Annotated in this window: 15 protein-coding genes; 8 read left to right on the top strand and 7 right to left on the bottom strand. The window is 66.3% G+C overall.

Annotated elements, in window-relative coordinates:
• Nucleotides 1-99: 99 nt before the first annotated feature.
• On the top strand, nucleotides 100-1,014 hold the full coding sequence (locus CH302_RS00615) for a polysaccharide deacetylase family protein (protein WP_037187840.1): 915 nt from the start codon (nucleotides 100-102) through the stop codon (nucleotides 1,012-1,014).
• 244 nt (nucleotides 1,015-1,258) lie between these two features.
• Here the strand turns inward: CH302_RS00615 and CH302_RS30480 are convergent, their stop codons facing one another.
• The 4 genes from CH302_RS30480 to CH302_RS00595 all read right to left on the bottom strand — a co-directional run bounded on the left by CH302_RS30480 (nucleotide 1,259) and on the right by CH302_RS00595 (nucleotide 5,381).
• Complete coding sequence (locus CH302_RS30480; protein WP_255137098.1) at nucleotides 1,259-1,462, bottom strand: HNH endonuclease; 204 nt, start codon at nucleotides 1,460-1,462, stop codon at nucleotides 1,259-1,261.
• On the bottom strand, nucleotides 1,374-2,975 hold the full coding sequence (locus CH302_RS30475) for a DUF222 domain-containing protein (protein WP_255137096.1): 1,602 nt from the start codon (nucleotides 2,973-2,975) through the stop codon (nucleotides 1,374-1,376). Before CH302_RS30475 ends, CH302_RS30480 begins: the two co-directional genes overlap by 89 nt.
• Nucleotides 2,976-3,022: 47 nt before the next feature.
• Entirely contained in the window at nucleotides 3,023-3,424 is a 402-nt protein-coding gene (locus tag CH302_RS00600) for a DUF6855 family protein (protein WP_037187830.1), read from the bottom strand.
• A gap of 148 nt (nucleotides 3,425-3,572) precedes the next feature.
• Nucleotides 3,573-5,381, bottom strand: coding sequence for a multicopper oxidase family protein (locus CH302_RS00595; protein WP_037187828.1), 1,809 nt, complete (start codon nucleotides 5,379-5,381; stop codon nucleotides 3,573-3,575).
• Nucleotides 5,382-5,498: 117 nt separating this feature from the next.
• On the opposite strand from CH302_RS00595, the gene CH302_RS00590 reads away from it, so the two are divergent.
• On the top strand, nucleotides 5,499-6,569 hold the full coding sequence (locus CH302_RS00590) for an ABC transporter ATP-binding protein (RefSeq protein ID WP_037187826.1): 1,071 nt from the start codon (nucleotides 5,499-5,501) through the stop codon (nucleotides 6,567-6,569).
• A 50-nt stretch (nucleotides 6,570-6,619) separates the two neighbouring features.
• Here CH302_RS00590 and CH302_RS00585 read toward each other — a convergent pair whose 3' ends face one another.
• Together CH302_RS00585 and CH302_RS00580 are read right to left on the bottom strand one after the other, a co-directional pair.
• A complete protein-coding gene (locus CH302_RS00585; protein WP_037187825.1) occupies nucleotides 6,620-7,642 on the bottom strand; it encodes an aspartate-semialdehyde dehydrogenase in 1,023 nt (340 codons plus the stop codon).
• Nucleotides 7,643-7,645: 3 nt separating this feature from the next.
• Nucleotides 7,646-8,911 carry an aspartate kinase gene (locus CH302_RS00580; RefSeq protein WP_037187823.1) on the bottom strand — a complete coding sequence of 422 codons (1,266 nt, stop codon included), beginning with the start codon at nucleotides 8,909-8,911 and terminating at the stop codon, nucleotides 7,646-7,648.
• Nucleotides 8,912-9,060: 149 nt separating this feature from the next.
• On the opposite strand from CH302_RS00580, the gene CH302_RS00575 reads away from it, so the two are divergent.
• From CH302_RS00575 to CH302_RS00565, 3 genes are all read left to right on the top strand, one after another.
• Complete coding sequence (locus CH302_RS00575; RefSeq protein WP_037187821.1) at nucleotides 9,061-10,737, top strand: FUSC family protein; 1,677 nt, start codon at nucleotides 9,061-9,063, stop codon at nucleotides 10,735-10,737.
• A 151-nt stretch (nucleotides 10,738-10,888) separates the two neighbouring features.
• Nucleotides 10,889-12,700: a 2-isopropylmalate synthase gene (gene leuA / locus CH302_RS00570; RefSeq protein ID WP_037187819.1), complete on the top strand. Its 1,812-nt coding sequence runs from the start codon at nucleotides 10,889-10,891 to the stop codon at nucleotides 12,698-12,700.
• Nucleotides 12,701-12,833: 133 nt separating this feature from the next.
• On the top strand, nucleotides 12,834-13,211 hold the full coding sequence (locus CH302_RS00565) for an SHOCT domain-containing protein (protein ID WP_037188881.1): 378 nt from the start codon (nucleotides 12,834-12,836) through the stop codon (nucleotides 13,209-13,211).
• Here the strand turns inward: CH302_RS00565 and CH302_RS00560 are convergent.
• Nucleotides 13,180-14,091 carry a LysR family transcriptional regulator gene (locus CH302_RS00560; protein ID WP_094649860.1) on the bottom strand — a complete coding sequence of 304 codons (912 nt, stop codon included), beginning with the start codon at nucleotides 14,089-14,091 and terminating at the stop codon, nucleotides 13,180-13,182. The two genes, CH302_RS00565 and CH302_RS00560, sit on opposite strands and share 32 nt — an antisense overlap.
• Before the next feature lie 72 nt (nucleotides 14,092-14,163).
• On the opposite strand from CH302_RS00560, the gene CH302_RS00555 reads away from it, so the two are divergent.
• The 3 genes from CH302_RS00555 (at nucleotide 14,164) to CH302_RS00545 (ending at nucleotide 17,139) form a co-directional block, all read left to right on the top strand.
• A complete protein-coding gene (locus tag CH302_RS00555) occupies nucleotides 14,164-15,060 on the top strand; it encodes an EamA family transporter (RefSeq protein ID WP_037187815.1) in 897 nt (298 codons plus the stop codon).
• A gap of 119 nt (nucleotides 15,061-15,179) precedes the next feature.
• A complete protein-coding gene (locus CH302_RS00550; RefSeq protein ID WP_037187813.1) occupies nucleotides 15,180-16,442 on the top strand; it encodes a Mur ligase family protein in 1,263 nt (420 codons plus the stop codon).
• Nucleotides 16,435-17,139 carry a type 1 glutamine amidotransferase gene (locus CH302_RS00545; RefSeq protein WP_037187811.1) on the top strand — a complete coding sequence of 235 codons (705 nt, stop codon included), beginning with the start codon at nucleotides 16,435-16,437 and terminating at the stop codon, nucleotides 17,137-17,139. The genes CH302_RS00550 and CH302_RS00545 overlap by 8 nt, the downstream gene beginning before the upstream one ends.
• Nucleotides 17,140-17,152: the final 13 nt, after the last annotated feature.

The following is a 17,152-nucleotide window of genomic DNA, read 5'->3' as shown; positions in this document are numbered from 1 at the left end:
AGGCCCCACGGGACCCGCAGATCGCGGACCTCGTCGCCGCCGTGACGCAGTCCCAGTGACCACCGTTTGTCTCGGCTCGCCGCGGGCAATACCGCTGCAATGCCCCTCGCCTCCCACGGACGCTTCGACTACTCCCCCATCGTCGATCGGCCACAGTTCGACTGGCCGGGTGGCGCGCGCCTCGCGGTGTACGTCGCGGTCAACTGCGAGCACTTTCCTTACGACGACGGCAAACCCGGCCTGGGCTACACGCCCGCGATGGATCAACCCAATACCTACAACTGGGGCTGGCGCGAATACGGCAACCGAGTGGGCGGGTTCCGGATCGCAGAGACGTTGCAGCAGAGCGGAGTTCGACCGACCTTGCTGGTCAACACCGAGGTGTACGAGCATGCCCCGCAGCTGATCGACGCCTTCCGCGCCCTCGATGCCGAAGTGGTCGCGCACGGACGAACGAACGCCATCCAACCGAACGCTCTGGACGAGGATGCCGAGCGACGCTCCATCGACGAGGTGACGACCGCCATCGAGCGTCACGAAGGAGCCCCACCTCGGGGTTGGATGAGCCCCGGCGCCAACCCCAGCCGCATGACCGAGGACCTGCTCGCCGAACGCGGCTACGAGTACACCTTGGACTGGCCCATCGACGATCAGCCGGTGTGGCTCGAGACCCGGGGCGGCCCATTGCTGAGCATCCCGTACCCGCACGAGGTCAACGATCTCCCTGTGTTCGTTCACCACCACCAGACCGCAGAAACGTTCGAGCGCAACATCATCGACAGCTTCGACGAGCTGAAGGAGAACTCGACCCGCCAACCCGTAGTGCTCGCGATCTCGCTGCACACCTTCCTCACCGGACAGCCCTATCGTCTCCGACGGTTCCGCGCGGCGCTGCAGCATCTGACCGACAACAGTGACGGCGTTTGGTTCACCACCCCGGGCGAGATCGCGGCGCACTATCGCAGTCTCGTAGGCCCCACAGACACCGGCCATCGACCAGAGAGCGACGGATAGGCGACGGATGGTCCACCGCTGGTGTGCCGCCAGCGACCTAGTTCATTTGGGCGGCTACCGACTGATGAAAGCCGGCCCGGCGGTGGCGAGGGATCGAGCGAGAGAGCCGCTGGTGCATGCGAGCCGGCGTGCGTCAGTTCTGATCGACAGCACCGTGCACACGGGGAGGCCGCGAGCCGATGCATGTCCGATGGGCGCAGGGCTCCGAGGGGCAAATGGCTAGGGCGGCGCGACTGATGCGCGGTCAGGCTGCGCGACGTTTTCGGCGGTGGTAGCTGGGGATGGGTTGGCGTGTGGGGTCGACGGATTCGGGTGGGATGGCGTAGGGGTGTCCGTCGTCGCCCATGAACAGCTGCCAGTCACCGTGGTGGACGAGGCGGTGGCATTCTCCGCAGACCAGAGCGAGGTTGTTCAGGTCGGTGTGGCCGCCGTGTTCCCAGAATTTCACGTGGTGGGCTTGGCACCACTGTGCGGGGCGGCCGCACATCACGCAGCAGGTGTCGCGGATGGTCAGAGCGATCCGTTGGTCGTCGCTGGCGAGTCGGGTGGTGCGGCCGAGGGCGAGCGGGGACGCCGTGGTGGTCGACGATGACGGGGGTCAGGTCGGCGTCGCAGGTGAGAAGTTCGGCGAGGGAGCGACTGATCGGCCCGGTCCAGTCGAAGTGGAACGGCCACTCGGCATCGCCCGGCTCGGGCGCAGACCTCTGCCCGGCATCGCTGCTGGAATCGTCGGTTCGTGAATTGTCGCCGGCACCAGCACTGCTCCCGCTGACACAGTGACCGCCGCCCGCACCTTTAGGACTCGTGTCGGCATTACCGGTTCGGGCAGTGCCATCGGCACCAGCACCAGCCCCCTCCCTGACGCGGTGACCGCCGTCAGCGCCAGCACTGCTTTCAGGGACGCCGTGACCGCCGCCAACACCACTGGGACTTGTGCCGGTATCACCGGTTCGCGCGATGGCATCGGCCGCGGGTGGCCTCGAACCCGTTGGTGCGCATGAGGATCGGCCTCTACCACTGTCGGCGAGCAACTCCCGCAGCGGGACGATCAGGTGCACCGACGCTCGCGACCCGCCCGACGATCCCCGGCTGCCGCCGTGTAGGTGCCGGTCGAGGATCTGATCGAGCGCATCGGCCCGCCGCTTCGACGGACCACGCGGGTCGCGTTCACCACCGGGACCCGGGCGCGGGGCAGTCAACGGCGACAACACCGTGAGCAGCTTTTCTGCCAGCAACCGGTCGACGTTGCCGCCGAGTTGGAAGCGGCCACCGGCAAGCGGGTGGACATCGAAACGGTTCAGGTCCGGGTTCTCCGCCACCGGTCGCGGTGCAGGAGTCGGCGGAACAGGCTCGGGTGCAGGCGGTTCCGGATCGGGCAGCCTGCCGGTGGAAGTCGCTGAATGATCGCTCCGACCCGCCTGATCTTGACGCTCCTGCTCCCGCTTTTCCTGCTCTCGTTGTTGTTGCTCGCGTCGGTCCTTCTCGTGTCGGGCTCTGGCGTCGTCCGCCGCCGAATGCGCCAGTGCCTGCGCACGGGAGGTGACCTGCCCGGCGGTGCTGCGCATCGCGGTCTCGAGCAATTCCGCGACGACAGCGTCACGGCGCTGCTCGTCGAGGGTGGGGTCGGCGACCACCACGGTGGCGTAGCCGTCGGCGATCGCCGAGGTATGCGCGGCGTGGATGTCACCACCACCGAGGGCGTTCGACACGCTCGGCCACTCGGTGAGCCATTGACCCAGCTCCATCTGACGGGCAGCGGACCCGTCGGTGATCCGCACCGATCGCGCGTACCAGCGGGTCACCGACGAGTGACCGAGCTTCATCGCCAAACCGCGTCGGTCCATCTCGGCCAGCAGTGTCAATCTCGTTGCAGCGAACGCATTTTCGAGGGAGGCAACGTCGGCCAGCTCGGAGACCAATTCCTGGTCCCCGAGCCCGAACACATCCCCCCATGTCTTCACCCCACGAAAGCTATACCCACCCACCGACACGTTTCTCGATGACTCGTCTACAACGCACGCACGCTGTTGTTCCGGGCATTGTGGGTGAGCTCGGCCAGACCGAGCTCTTCGAGTAGCGGCGGCAGGTACATCCCGAACCGGCCGCGGTATCCGTTCCTCAGCCCGTACCAACCGCCGACTGGATTGTCGGGCGAGCGCCCCCACGCTTCGACCGTGCCAGGAGCGGCCGGCTTCTTCTCGTCCGCGGCACCGAGCAGTACCCACTCGGCCTGCTCGGTGAGCCACGCATGCAAGTCCTCGACTGCCTCGATGCGGTAGCGCAGGGTCGTCGTCCCCACCTGGCATACGAGGGCAGGTGGCTCGTGGTCGGGATCGCGGTACATGGTGTACGCCGAGGTGCCGGGGGCGGTGGTGAGAGCCCAAGGGTCGGATGTGGTTCCGCTGCTCATGTGCGAGGTCCGTTCCGTTGTCGCAGTCAGCCGATGGGCAGAAAGGTCGACCGAGCGCGGTGATTGCCTGACGCGGCAGGGCCAGTGTGGGCCGACCGGACGGTGAACGCAAGCAACTCCCGGCCCAGGACAGGTTCGGGTACGTGCGTCACGGAGCGACGGTGCGGTACCGCAACATCATTTCGTGGTCCTCGTGGTCGAGCATGTGGCAGTGCCACATATACCCCTGCAACTCGCCACCTCCACCCATGTCATGGCCACGATGCTCGCCGCCGTGGTGCGCGGCCGGACCGGCGAAGGTGGCGTCGGGGTCGAACCCGAGCTCGTCGGCCGTCGGGAATCGAACGAGGATCTGTGTGACGGTGCCGGGGTAGGTGTTGACGGTGTCCTTCCACCCGGCTTCCCACGAAGCAGGCGGCACCGACGGACCGGTGAGGAACTTCTCCACCGGCGGAGCCCATCTGGTACCGAATGTGGGCCGGGGGAAGTCTCGTTGGTACGCCGCGAGGTCGATGGGAATACGGCCCAACGTCCGAAAGTGCGCCAGGTGCAGGTGAATCGGGTGCGGCTCGACCGTCGTGTTGACGATGTTCCACATCTCCACGGTCCCCTGCTTCGGCATCTCGATGTCCGGGTCCGAGTACCGCAGGTTGTTCAGGTTCATCAGCGTCATGTCCAGGTTCAGCCCACCGGACGGCTGGTTCACGGTGACCGTCCGAGTGAAAGTCGCAGTGGGCAACGGCGGCAACACATCCGGCTGACCCTTTCCACCGCGTAGCAACGACGGCATGCCGCCTCGGAAGCCTGCGGCGGACGCGACGCGGAACTGACAGAACAGTGGCATCGGCACCGCACCGAGCGATGCCGCCTGAGCGGGTGGTGGCTCGTCGTTGAGCAGCTCGATCAGTGCGCCCGGCTCCACGGCACCGAAGTCGACGAGGATGTCGGCGCGCTCGGCAGGTGCGAGCCGAATGCTGGTGGTCTCCACCGGGGCGTCGAGCAATCCACCGTCGTTCCCGATGACCCAGAAGCGAAGTCTGTTGGTGAAGAACAAGTTCCACACGCTGTACGACCCGGCGTTGACCACGCGCAGCCGATACATCCCGCGGGCCACTTCCATCGTCGGCCAGATCTTGCCGTTGACGACGCCCACGTCTCCGGTGCCGCCGCCTTCCCATTTACCCTGCGGCACGGTGATGTTGGAGCGGATGCTCATGCTGCCGTCTGGGTTCACGATCTTTTCCTGCAGCACCAGCGGCAGCTCGAACTCTCCCGACGGCAGACCCAGTGCGTTGTCGGGTGTGCCGGTGTCCCAACGATCTCGGACCAGGTTGATGCCGAGCAGACCTGCGTAGACGTTGATGCGCGTAATCGACATGGCGTGGTCGTGGTACCAGAGTCCCGCGGCGTCGTTGAGTCCCGGGAAGTTGTGCGTCATCGACTCGCCCGGGCGCACCAGCATCTCGGAGTGCCCGTCGCTCGCCGGTTCGGTGATGCTGCCGTGCAGGTGCAGTGACGTCGGCGTCATCGTGCGGTCCATCTCGCTCATGCCGTGCAGCGAGGTGTCGATGTCCGCGGCGAGCGGGTTGCCTGCGGTGGTGTTGGAGTACTTCAGCGTCCAGGGTTGGCCTTGCTGCGATTCGATGGTGGGCCCGAGGTAGTCGCACTGCCCGTATCCGAAGGTGGGCCCGGGGCGCAGGTCGGCGTGGAAGGAATGCATGGAACTGTGCGCGTCCAACGTCACTTCCGTACCGCTGATCAGCGGCAATCTCGGCAGCTCGTCCCGGAAGGGCGTCAGGGGCGGTGAGTGGAACAGCAGGGGGCTCTGGCCGCGGAGGAAGTCGTCCGCCAGTGCTCGACGCGTCGTCGACGCCACCGGAAGAGCAGCGGCTCCGGCGGCGACGGCGGCCACGGCCAGCCCTCGCAGCGCGGTTCGTCGGGACACAGCTCCGCTCACCCGGCCACCTCTCTACTGGTTGTGATGGGGGCCATACTATGTGCTCGTCGGCTCCCGCCGTCACCCCACACTCGGATCGTCCGGCACGTTCCTGCCGGTGGAGGGATCTATTTCGTCATGGCAACAATCTCGTTCGAGCGCACCACCAGGCTGTTTCCGGGCTCCGACACTCCCGCGGTGAACGAGCTCGACCTGCACATCGAGGACGGCGAATTTCTCGTCCTGGTCGGCCCATCCGGTTGCGGAAAGTCCACCTCGCTCCGCATGCTCGCGGGCCTCGAAGAGGTCAACTCGGGCCGCATCCTGATCGGCGGCAAGGACGTCACCCATTCCGAACCCAAGGATCGCGACATCGCGATGGTGTTCCAGAACTACGCGCTGTACCCGCACATGACCGTCGCCGAGAACATGGGGTTCGCGCTGAAGCTGGCGAAGGCGAACAAGGAGGACATTCGCACTCGCGTCGAGGAGGCCGCGAAGCTGCTCGACCTCGAGCCGTACCTCGACCGCAAGCCGAAGGCCCTCTCGGGCGGCCAACGTCAGCGGGTTGCCATGGGGCGCGCCATCGTTCGTCAGCCCCAGGTGTTTCTGATGGACGAGCCACTGTCCAACCTGGACGCGAAACTTCGGGTCCAGACGCGCACGCAGATCGCGCAGCTGCAGCGCAGGCTCGGGACGACGACGGTGTACGTCACTCACGATCAGGTAGAGGCCATGACGATGGGCGATCGCGTCGCGGTGCTCAAAGGTGGTGTGCTGCAGCAGTGCGCGACTCCGCGCGAGCTGTACCGCACTCCGGTCAACGCGTTCGTCGCCGGGTTCATGGGCTCACCGTCGATGAATCTGTTCCGTGCCCCGGTCACCGACGGCGGCGTTCGCCTGGCCGATCAGGTGATTCCCGTACCGCGGCAGACTCTCGGGTCCGCCACGGAGGTGATGTTCGGCATCAGGCCCGAGCACATCGAGATTGCAAGCAGCGGAATCGCTCTGGAGATCGACGTGGTCGAGGAACTCGGTTCCGAGGCGTTCGTGTTCGGCCGCGCAGACATCAACGGCCGCACCGAAACCATCGTCGCCCGGGCCGATTGGCGCAGCCCGCCCGAGAAGGGCGACCGCGTCCATGTGCGCATCGACGACGCGCACGCGCACATCTTCGACGCCTCCGCCGAAGGTCACCGCCTGAACTGACCGTCGTGCGCGTTGTGCGTACCCCTGGGGACGCACAACGCGCAACGGCGTCAGACCAGCAGCTCGGCGATCTGAATCGTGTTGAGCGCCGCGCCCTTACGCAGGTTGTCGCCCGAGACGAACAGGGCCAATCCGCGGCCCTCGGGAACACCCGGGTCCTGGCGGATGCGGCCGACCAAGGAATCGTCCGCGCCTGCCGCCTGCAGAGGCGTCGGCACGTCGACCAGCGAGACACCGGGTGCCGAGGCCAGCAGTTCGCGGGCACGCTCCACCGAGAGCGGGCGATCGAACTCGGCGTTGATCGACAGCGAGTGGCCGGTGAACACCGGCACGCGGACGCAGGTACCGCTGACCAGCAGGTCGGGCAGGCCGAGGATCTTGCGCGATTCGTTGCGCAGCTTCTGGTCCTCGTCGGTTTCGCCGGATCCGTCGTCCACCAACGCGCCGGCCAGCGGCAGGACGTTGAAGGCGATGGGCGCGACGTACTTGTTCGGGGCCGGGAAATCCACCGACGAACCGTCGTGCACCAGCTTTTCGACGTCGCCGATGACGGCGCGCGCCTGGGTGGCGAGTTCCTCGACACCGGCGAGTCCGCTACCGGAGACGGCCTGGTAGCTCGAGACGATCAGACGCTGCAGGCCTGCTTCGTCGTGCAGCACCTTGAGCACCGGCATCGCGGCCATGGTGGTGCAGTTGGGGTTGGCGATGATGCCGCGCGGCGGGTTCTTCGCTGCCTCGGGGTTGACCTCGCTGACCACCAACGGCACGTCCGAGTCCTTGCGGAACGCCGACGAGTTGTCGATGACGGTGGCACCTGCAGCGGCGAAGCGCGGTGCCTGCTCACGGGAGAGCGTGGCTCCTGCCGAGAACAGCGCGATATCGATTCCGGTCAGGTCCGCGGTGGACGCATCCTCGACGACGATCTCCTCGCCGCGGAACGGCAGCTTCTTGCCCGCCGACCTGGCGGAGGCGAAGAATCGAACGGTGTCGGCGGGAAAGTTGCGCTCCTCCAACAGTGTTCGCATGACAGCACCGACCTGGCCGGTTGCTCCTACGACTGCAACTGTGGTCATCTTCTATCGTCCTGTCCCTGCGTGTACGACGGCTTCTTCGTCGCCGCCGAGATCGAAGGCGGCGTGCAGAACGCGCACGGCCTCGTCCAGCTCGGTGTCGTTGACCAGCACCGAGATACGGATCTCGGAGGTGCTGATGAGGTCGATGTTGACGCCTGCCTCGGCCAGCGCCTCGCAGAATGTCGCCGTGACGCCGGGGTGGGTCTTCATTCCTGCGCCGACGAGCGAGACCTTGCCGATGTGGTCGTCGTAGAGCACCTGCGCGAAGCCGATCTCGGACTGCAGCTTGGTCAGCTTCTCCACGGCCGTCGGACCGTCCGACTTGGGGCAAGTGAAGGTGATGTCGGTCTTTCCGGTGTCGATCTTGGAGACGTTCTGCAGCACCATGTCGATGTTGATCTCCGCGTCGGCGACGGCGCGGAAGATCTTGCCCGCGTAACCCGGCGAATCGGGGATGCCGACGACGGTGACCTTTGCCTCGCTGCGATCGTGTGCGACGCCGGTGAGAATTGCTTCTTCCACTGGAATGTCCTCCATAGATCCGGAGACGATCGTTCCGGGTTTCGTGGTGTACGACGAGCGCACGTGAACAGGAACGTTGTAGCGACGCGCGTATTCGACGCAGCGCAGCATGAGCACCTTCGCGCCGCAGGCAGCCATCTCGAGCATCTCCTCGAACGAGACGGTGTCGAGGTGCCGGGCGTTGGGCACGATGCGCGGGTCGGCGGTGAAGATGCCGTCGACGTCGGTGTAGATCTCGCAGACGTCGGCGTTCAGTGCTGCGGCGAGCGCAACGGCGGTGGTGTCCGAACCTCCGCGACCGAGCGTCGTGACGTCCTTGCTGTCCTGGCTGACGCCCTGGAATCCCGCGACGAGCACGATCGAACCCTCGTCGAGGGCGCTGCGCACGCGGCCGGGGGTGACGTCGATGATCTTGGCGTTGCCGTGCACGCTGGTGGTGACGACGCCTGCCTGGGAGCCGGTGAACGACCGGGCCTCGGCACCGAGCGAGTGGATGGCCATCGCGACCAGCGCGTTGGAGATGCGTTCACCCGAGGTGAGCAGCATGTCCATCTCGCGGGCCGGCGGGGCCGGGCACACCTGCTGGGCCAGGTCGAGTAGTTCGTCGGTGGTGTCGCCCATGGCCGACACGACCACGACGACGTCGTTGCCTGCCTTCTTGGTCTCGACGATTCGTTCAGCGACGCGTCGGATACGTTCGGCGGTTCCCACCGACGATCCACCGTACTTCTGGACGATGAGAGCCACGCCTGTTTACCTCCGCTGGATAGCCGACAATCGGGCGATTGTTCCGGGGTAACCCTACCGAGCGAATGCCCCGAGCAGTGGCCCGGGTAGCTCCGAGCTGGGACTTTAGGGTGGCTCGCCTGCGGATACGCCTGTCCTAACATGGTCGGGTGACCCTTCCCGAGCACCGCCCACCCCCACCCCCGAGAGGTCTGCGGGTGCTCTTCGGGCTCCCCGCCGTCGGCCGTCGCTGGCCGGGTGGACTGCGCTCGGCTCTGGCGTTCGGTGTCCCCGCGATCGCGGCGTGGATGCTCGGGTTCCACACCGAGGCACTGCTGGTTGTTTCGGGCAGTTTCGCCGTCATCTACGGCGAGGGCCGTCCCTATCGTTCGCGTTGGTGGGTGGTCCTGACCGCGGGCGGCGCACTGGTGGCCTCGGTGTGGCTCGGGGCGACGGCCGGGCAGATGTCGCTCGATCTCGGGAGCACCGGCGTGGCGCGGATGATCCCGGTGACCCTGCTCTCGCTCCTCGCTCTCGTCTCGGTCTACGTCATCGCTGCGCTGCGACTGGGACCGCCGGGAGCGTTCTTCTTCGTGCTGGTGTGCGCGGTGTCGTCGTACATCCCCGGAGCCGGCATCAGCGCCGCTCACGGAGCGGTCTGTGCGGCAATCGGCGTCGCGTCGGCGCTGGTGGTGTCGATGTCCGGAGTGCTGTGGGATCCGCGAGGGCCCGAGCGCGAGGCCGTCGGAGCCGCGGTGGGTGCCATCGAGAAATACACGAGCTCGCCGACGGCGTCTGCCGCCGATCGTCATGCTGCGGCCGCGCGTCTGCACGCGGCGTGGGCTGCGGTGTACGACGCGGGTGCCGCGCGGCTGTCATCGAGGCCGGTGCTGGTTCAGAAATTGTTCGACGCGCATCGGGCCTTTGCGGCGACGACCACTGCGCGGGCCGATCCGGATCGGGCGGTCGACTCCGTGTCCGATCAGCTGCCGCTGGCCAGGCCGAGCGTCGGGTATCGGTTGCGGCGCTCGCTGCACCGTGATTCCCATGCGATGTCGACCGCCGTTCGGGTGTTCTGCGCGGCAGCGGCGGCAGGCGGGATCAGCGTCGCGCTGGATCTGAGCCGACCGGACTGGGCGATCCTCGGTGCCGTCCTGGTGTTGCAACAGGGTCCCGATCGGGTGCACGGCACCTACCGTGGCCTGCAGCGGCTCGGCGGAACTCTCGCCGGCGTCGCGCTGTTCTCGGCCATCTTCCTCTCGCCGTTGACCGGTCTGGCCGTCATCGTGGTGTTGATGGTGCTGCAGTTCGCGATCGAGGTGTCGGTGGCACGCAACTACGGGTTGGCCGTCACGTTCATCACTCCGCTCGCCCTGCTGATGGGCACCCTGACCCATCCGGGGTCCGTGCTGGAGGACATCGTCGTCGACCGGATCGTGGAGACGACGGTGGGAGTAGCTTTCGCTTTCGCAGCGCTGTGGCTGCTGCTGCCCGGGGCATTTCGTCGCACGTTGCTGTGGTCCGACGGCCGAGTCCTGACGCTCGGCGCGCATCTGCTGACGGTGCTGCGGACCGAGGACGTGGCCGCGCCGACGGCTCTCGCCGTGCGACGCGACGTCCAGTTCGAGCTCGTCGGGTCCGCTCTCGCAGGTGCCGAGGCCGCGCACAACGATCGAGGGTGGACGCATCGGGTCTGGTCGCAGCATGTCGAGGTCGATCGCCTCGGGTACGAACTCCTCGCGCACTGTTGGACGATGACCGACGTCGGACGAATGGATGACATCGAACGGTGGCAACGTCGGCTCGACGCGGTGGTCACAGAATTCGACGCGTCAACCCTGGGGTAGGCCGTCGGTCGGCGGTAGTACACTCGGCCCATGCTGCGAGCTCTCCTTCTTAACAGCCGCGACGGGGTCTGAGACCAGACTGGCTTCCCGTCGCGGGGTTCGTTGCGCCGGTCGAACACATTGCTCTGATCTGTACGGAGAGACGAAGACCATGTCACCAGCCGACGCATTCACCTCGGGATCCCGCACCATCACCCCGCCCTCGCGGCCCGCTCCCAGCGACCAGCCCGCCTGGAACACCCAGAAGAACTCCTCGATGCCCACGTTCCGTTATCGGCCGTTCGCCGAGGAAGTGGAGCCCATCACCCTCCCCGACCGCACGTGGCCGGACAAGATCATCGACCGGACGCCGCAGTGGTGTGCCGTTGATCTGCGCGACGGCAACCAGGCGCTGATCGATCCGATGAGCCCGGCCCGCAAGCGCCGGATGTTCGACCTGCTGGTCCGCATGGGCTACAAGCAGATCGAGGTCGGCTTCCCGTCGGCCAGTCAGACCGACTTCGATTTCGTCCGCGAGATCATCGAGGACGGCGCGATCCCCGACGACGTCACCATCCAGGTGCTGACGCAGTGCCGTCCCGAGCTGATCGAGCGCACCTTCGTCGCGTGCGAGGGTGCCCGCAGCGTCATCGTGCACTTCTACAACTCGACGTCCATCCTGCAGCGCCGGGTGGTGTTCCGGGCCGAGCGTGACGTCATCAAGAAGATCGCCACCGACGGTGCCCGCAAGGTCCTCGAAGAAGCAGCCAAGTTCCCCGATACCGACTGGCGCTACGAGTACTCCCCCGAGTCCTACACCGGCACCGAACTCGCCTACGCCAAAGAGGTGTGCGACGCGGTCACCGCGATCATCGATCCGACTCCCGCCAAGCCGCTGATTCTGAACCTGCCCGCCACCGTCGAGATGGCGACGCCCAACGTCTACGCCGACTCGATCGAGTGGATGAGCCGCAACCTCGACCGCCGCGACAGCATCGTGCTGTCACTGCACCCGCACAACGACCGCGGAACCGGTGTTGCCGCAGCCGAACTCGGCTATCAGGCGGGTGCAGATCGCATCGAGGGTTGCCTGTTCGGCAACGGCGAGCGCACCGGCAACGTCTGCCTCGTCACGCTCGGGTTGAACCTGTTCACCCGCGGTGTCGATCCGCAGATCGACTTCTCCAACATCGACGAGGTCCGTCGAACGGTGGAGTACTGCAATCAACTTCCCGTCGCCGAGCGTCACCCCTACGGCGGAGATCTGGTCTACACCGCCTTCTCCGGTAGCCACCAGGACGCCATCAACAAGGGCCTGGACGCGATGAAAGTCACTGCGGACGAGCAGGGTTCGGACATCGGGGACGTCACCTGGCAGGTTCCGTATCTGCCCGTCGACCCGAAGGACGTCGGTCGCACCTACGAGGCCGTCATTCGCGTCAACTCGCAGTCCGGCAAGGGCGGCGTCGCGTACATCATGAAGTCCGATCACGGACTGAACCTGCCGCGTCGACTCCAGATCGAGTTCTCCCAGGCCGTCCAGCGCATTACCGACGGTGAGGGCGGCGAGGTCTCGCCCAAGGAGATGTGGGACGTCTTCGCCGAGGAGTACCTGACCCCGATCCGCCCGCTCGAGCGCATCAAGCAGTCGGTCATCGCGGCCGAGCACGACGGCGGCACCGACACGATCACCGCGACGGTCAAGGTCGACGGCGTGGAGCAGGAGATCTCCGGCTCCGGCAACGGCCCACTCGCCTCGTTCGTCGACGCACTGTCCACCATCGGCTACGACGTCAGCGTCCTCGACTACTCCGAGCACGCCATGTCCGCAGGCGACGACGCACAGGCCGCGGCCTACGTCGAAGCCTCGGTGACCTCTCCTGCCGGTGTCGCCACCACCGTCTGGGGCGTCGGCATCGCGACGTCGATCACCACTGCGTCACTGCGCGCTGTGGTCTCGGCCGTGAACCGCGCTCTGAAATAGATCCTCTGTTCGACGAAAAAGCCGCCCGTTCATCACGAACGGGCGGCTTTTCGCTGTTTATCGACGCTCAGCTGGTACGCCGCGTGCGACAATGAACCTGCCGTCGGGGCACCTTAGGGAATGGAAGTTCGCCATGGATTCTTTCTGGGATTTTCTCTGGCTACTCATCGTCGGATTCGCCTTCGTGGCCTATCTCATGGTGATGTTCTCGATCATCGGAGACCTCTTCCGAGACCACAAGACATCCGGAGTCATCAAGGCCGTGTGGGTGTTCTTTCTGATCGTCGCGCCGTTCCTGACCGCGCTGGTCTACCTCATCGTGAACGGCAGCAACATGGCCAAGCGTCAAGTTGCCGCCCTGCAGCACGCCAAGGACCAGCAGGAGAACTACATCAAGGAAGTGGCCGGTCGGTCGGCATCGGAGGAGATCGCACACGCAAAGGCGTTGCTGGACAACGGCACCATCGATCAGGACGAGTTCAGGACGTTGAAGGCCAAAGCCCTGTCCTGAACGTCGCTTCCGCCCTGAACGCGTCGAGCACTGCGGCGATCGCGGGTAGTCGTCCCGCGTCGGGTCGCGTCGCGAGTTCGTAGATTCGCCCTGCCCGCACCCCGGACAGTTCTCGCCGCACCAAGCCAGGATGAACGACGGCGTAGCGCGGCATCAGTGCCACTCCGTGACCTGCGGCCACCAAGACCTCGGTGACGCGGAAGTCGTTCACTCGCTGCATCACTCGCGGTTCGACGCCGGACGCCGCGGCCACCGAGAGCAGCACGTCGTCGACCGGGAATCCGCCGCGGACACTGATCCATCGTTCGTCGACCAGGTCCCGGAGGTCTATCGATTCATGTTGCGCCAGAGCATGTCCGGGCGGTAACACCAGATCGATGGGCTCACGCATCAGGGTCGTCACCTCGATGCGCGGGCCGGCCGTCGACGGTGCCCGCTCGTCGCGGTGCGTGAGGACGACGTCGTAGTCCGCCAGAAGTTCCGGCACCGAGGATGCGGGCAGATCCTCGTCGCGGGCTTCGATGTCGACGTCCGAGTTCGCCAACCGCGTCAGTAGCCCGGGCAGCAGGAGCGCAGCACCGGACGGGAACAGCGCGACTCGAACGCGTCCCCGCGGGGACGCCCGGTATCGATCCATCTCTGCCGTGGCGCGGGCGAGGGCGGCGAACACATCGTCCGTCCTGACCACCAACGCACGCCCGGCGTCGGTGAGCCGAAGTCGGCGGCCGTCGGGTTCGAGCAGCGTCACCCCCGCTTCCCTGGCGAGCAGCTTGAGCTGCTGAGATACCGCCGACGGTGTCATGGACAGCGCGTCGGCGACGGCAGCGACGGTCCCACGGTCGGCGAGTTCACGAAGGATCCTCAGCCGCTCCACGTTCATGTAGACGATCTTAACTGTTCCTGCGAATATATTCGATTGTGCTGATCATTCGCTGCCGTCACGATTGGGGCCATGAGCACTCGCGACCGCCTCCTCGGACTGACCGTCGTCGTGCTGTGGGGACTGAACTTCCTTGCCATCCGTGTGGGGCTCGATCACTTCCCGCCCTTCTTCTTCGCCGCACTGCGATTCCTGGTCATCGCCGTCCCCGTCGTGCTGTTCGTCCCGCGGCCCAAGGTGCCGCTGAAGTGGCTGCTGCTGTACGGCTTCGGGTTCGGATTCCTGCAATTCGCGTTCCTGTTCGCAGCGATGGCGGCGGGCATGCCCACCGGACTGGCGTCGCTCGTACTGCAGTCGTCGGCACCGTTCACCGTCGTTCTCGGCGCGCTTCTGCTCCGCGAACACGTCACTCCCAGACAAGCGATCGGCATCGGCATCGCCGTGCTCGGCATGGTGCTGATCGGGTGGGACCGCGCGCAGAACGCGACCTTGCTCCCGGTGATCCTCACCCTGCTCGCCGGACTCGGTTGGGCGTTCGGCAACCTGGGGAATCGACTCGCGAAGTCCGAATCGCCGATGACGCTGATGCTGTGGATGACCGTCGTGCCGCCGGTGCCGATGCTGGCACTGTCGGCGATCGTCGAAGGTCCGAGCACCGGCTGGCACGCACTGACGGCCTCGTTCGGTCCGCAGGGCTGGCCGGGCTTGGTCGCGTTGGCCTACATCGTGATTCCGGCCACGATCGTCGGTAGCGGCCTGTGGAGCATCCTGATGAGCCGCAACCCCGCCGGTCTCGTCGCGCCGTTCTCACTGCTGGTTCCCGTCGTCGGCATCGCCGGCGCCTGGATCTTCCTGGGCGAGAACCCCTCGGTGCTCGCACTGATCGGTGGCGTCGTCGTCATCGGCGGGTGTCTGGGCGGCATGACCGTCCGGCGGCCCACCGAAGTGCTGGAGAAAGCGCCGGTGTGAGGGGCGGGAGTGGAGCCTGCGGAATGACCGAGGGGTAGCGGGAGTGGAGCCTGCGGAATGACCGAGGGGTCGACACCGCCGACGTGAAACTGCACCCTCTTCTGTGCCAGACTCGGCGGATGGTTGAAGTGGGTGAGCGCAGACGTATCGGCGCACGTGGCCGCGTGGCACTGCGCGCGGCGGAGCTGGCGACCTGGGCGTCCCGCAAAGCAGGCCGCGGCAAGGGATCGATGATCGGCGGCCTCGTCGCACTCAAGATCGACCCGAACATTCTCGGCGGGCTCGGCCGCGGTCGGCGCACCGTCATCGTCACCGGCACCAACGGCAAGTCCACCACCACCAGAATGACTGCTGCGGCGCTGGCCACCCTCGGTGACGTCGCCACCCAAGCCGACGGCGCGAACATGGACGCCGGCATCGTCGCCGCACTGCACGCCCACTTCGACGCCGAGCTGGCTGCCCTCGAAGTCGACGAACTGCACGTCCCCCATGTGTCCGACGCCGTCGACCCCGCGGCGATCGTGTTGCTCAACCTCAGTCGCGATCAGCTCGACCGCGTGGGCGAGATCAACATGATCGAACGCAAACTGCGCGCCGGACTGGCCCGGCATCCCGAGACCGTGGTCATCGCCAACTGCGACGACGTTCTCGTCACGTCCGCCGCGTTCGACGCACCGAACGTGGTCTGGGTCGCGGCGGGTGGTGGGTGGGCAGGAGACTCCGTCAGCTGTCCGCGTACCGGCGAACCCATCGTGTGGGACGGCGAGCATTGGTACAGCACCGGCAGCGACTTGAAGCGTCCGACGCCGGACTGGTGGCTCGACGACCAGAATCTCTACGGGCCCGACGGGCTCGTGCTGCCGATGACGTTGTCGCTGCCAGGAAAGGCCAACCGCGGCAACGCAGCTCAGGCCGTCGCCGCCGCAGTGACGCTCGGCGCGACACCGACCGATGCCGTCGCGGCCGCGTCGAGCGTCGACGAGGTGGCCGGTCGCTACTCCACCGTTCAGTACGGATCTCATTCCGTCCGAATGCTTCTCGCGAAGAACCCCGCCGGCTGGCAGGAAGCACTGTCGATGATCGACCCCACCTGCGACGGGCTCGTCATCGCCGTCAACGGTCAGGTTCCCGACGGCGAGGACCTGTCGTGGCTGTGGGACGTCCGCTTCGAACACTTCGAGAACGTCGCCGTCGTGGCCGCCGGTGAACGCGCGACCGACCTCGGAGTGCGGCTGCTCTATGCAGGTTCGCAGCACACCACCATCGCAGATCCGTTGCAGGCCATTGCTTCCTGCCCGCCGGGACGCGTCGAAGTGCTCGCAAACTACACCGCGTTCCGCGATCTCGGTCGCGCGCTGGCACGTGAGGTGAAAGATGTCTGAGTCCACCGTACGCATCGGCCTCGTCCTGCCCGACGTGATGGGCACCTACGGCGACAACGGAAACGCGCTCATTCTGCGGCAGCGGCTCCGGATGCGAGACATCGACGCCGAGGTCGTCCAGATCACTCTCAGCGACCCGGTTCCTGATTCCCTCGACGTGTACACCCTTGGTGGAGCAGAGGATTCGGCTCAACGCCTGGCGACTCGTCACCTCACCCGCTATCCCGGATTGCAGAACGCCGCGGCTCGCGGTGCGCCGGTGCTGGCGATCTGCGCCGCGATCCAGGTACTCGGCCACTGGTACGAAACCTCCGCGGGCGAACGCGTCGACGGCATCTCGCTGTTCGACGTCACCACCGCGCCGCAGGCCACCAGGTCCATCGGCGAGGTCGTCACCGAGCCCGCGCTCGAGGGCCTGAGCCAGAAACTCACCGGCTTCGAGAACCACCGCGGCGGAACAACTCTCGGGCTGGATGCGTCCCCATTGGCCAAGGTCACCCACGGCGTGGGCAACGGTGTCGGCGACGGACGCGAAGGCGTCGTGCAGGGGTCTGTGATCGGCACGTACATGCACGGGCCGGTACTCGCCCGAAACCCGGAGTTGGCGGACTACTTGTTGGAGCGCGCCTTGGGCACCACGCTCGCTCCGCTCGAGTTGCCCGAGGTTGCGCAACTCCGCAAGGAGCGGCTGCGATAGCGCCTACGGCAGT

The organism is Rhodococcus sp. 15-2388-1-1a, assembly GCF_002259145.1.
In the GTDB taxonomy this organism is placed as follows: Bacteria; Actinomycetota; Actinomycetes; order Mycobacteriales; family Mycobacteriaceae; genus Rhodococcoides.
This window is presented reverse-complemented; position numbering and strand designations above follow the sequence as displayed.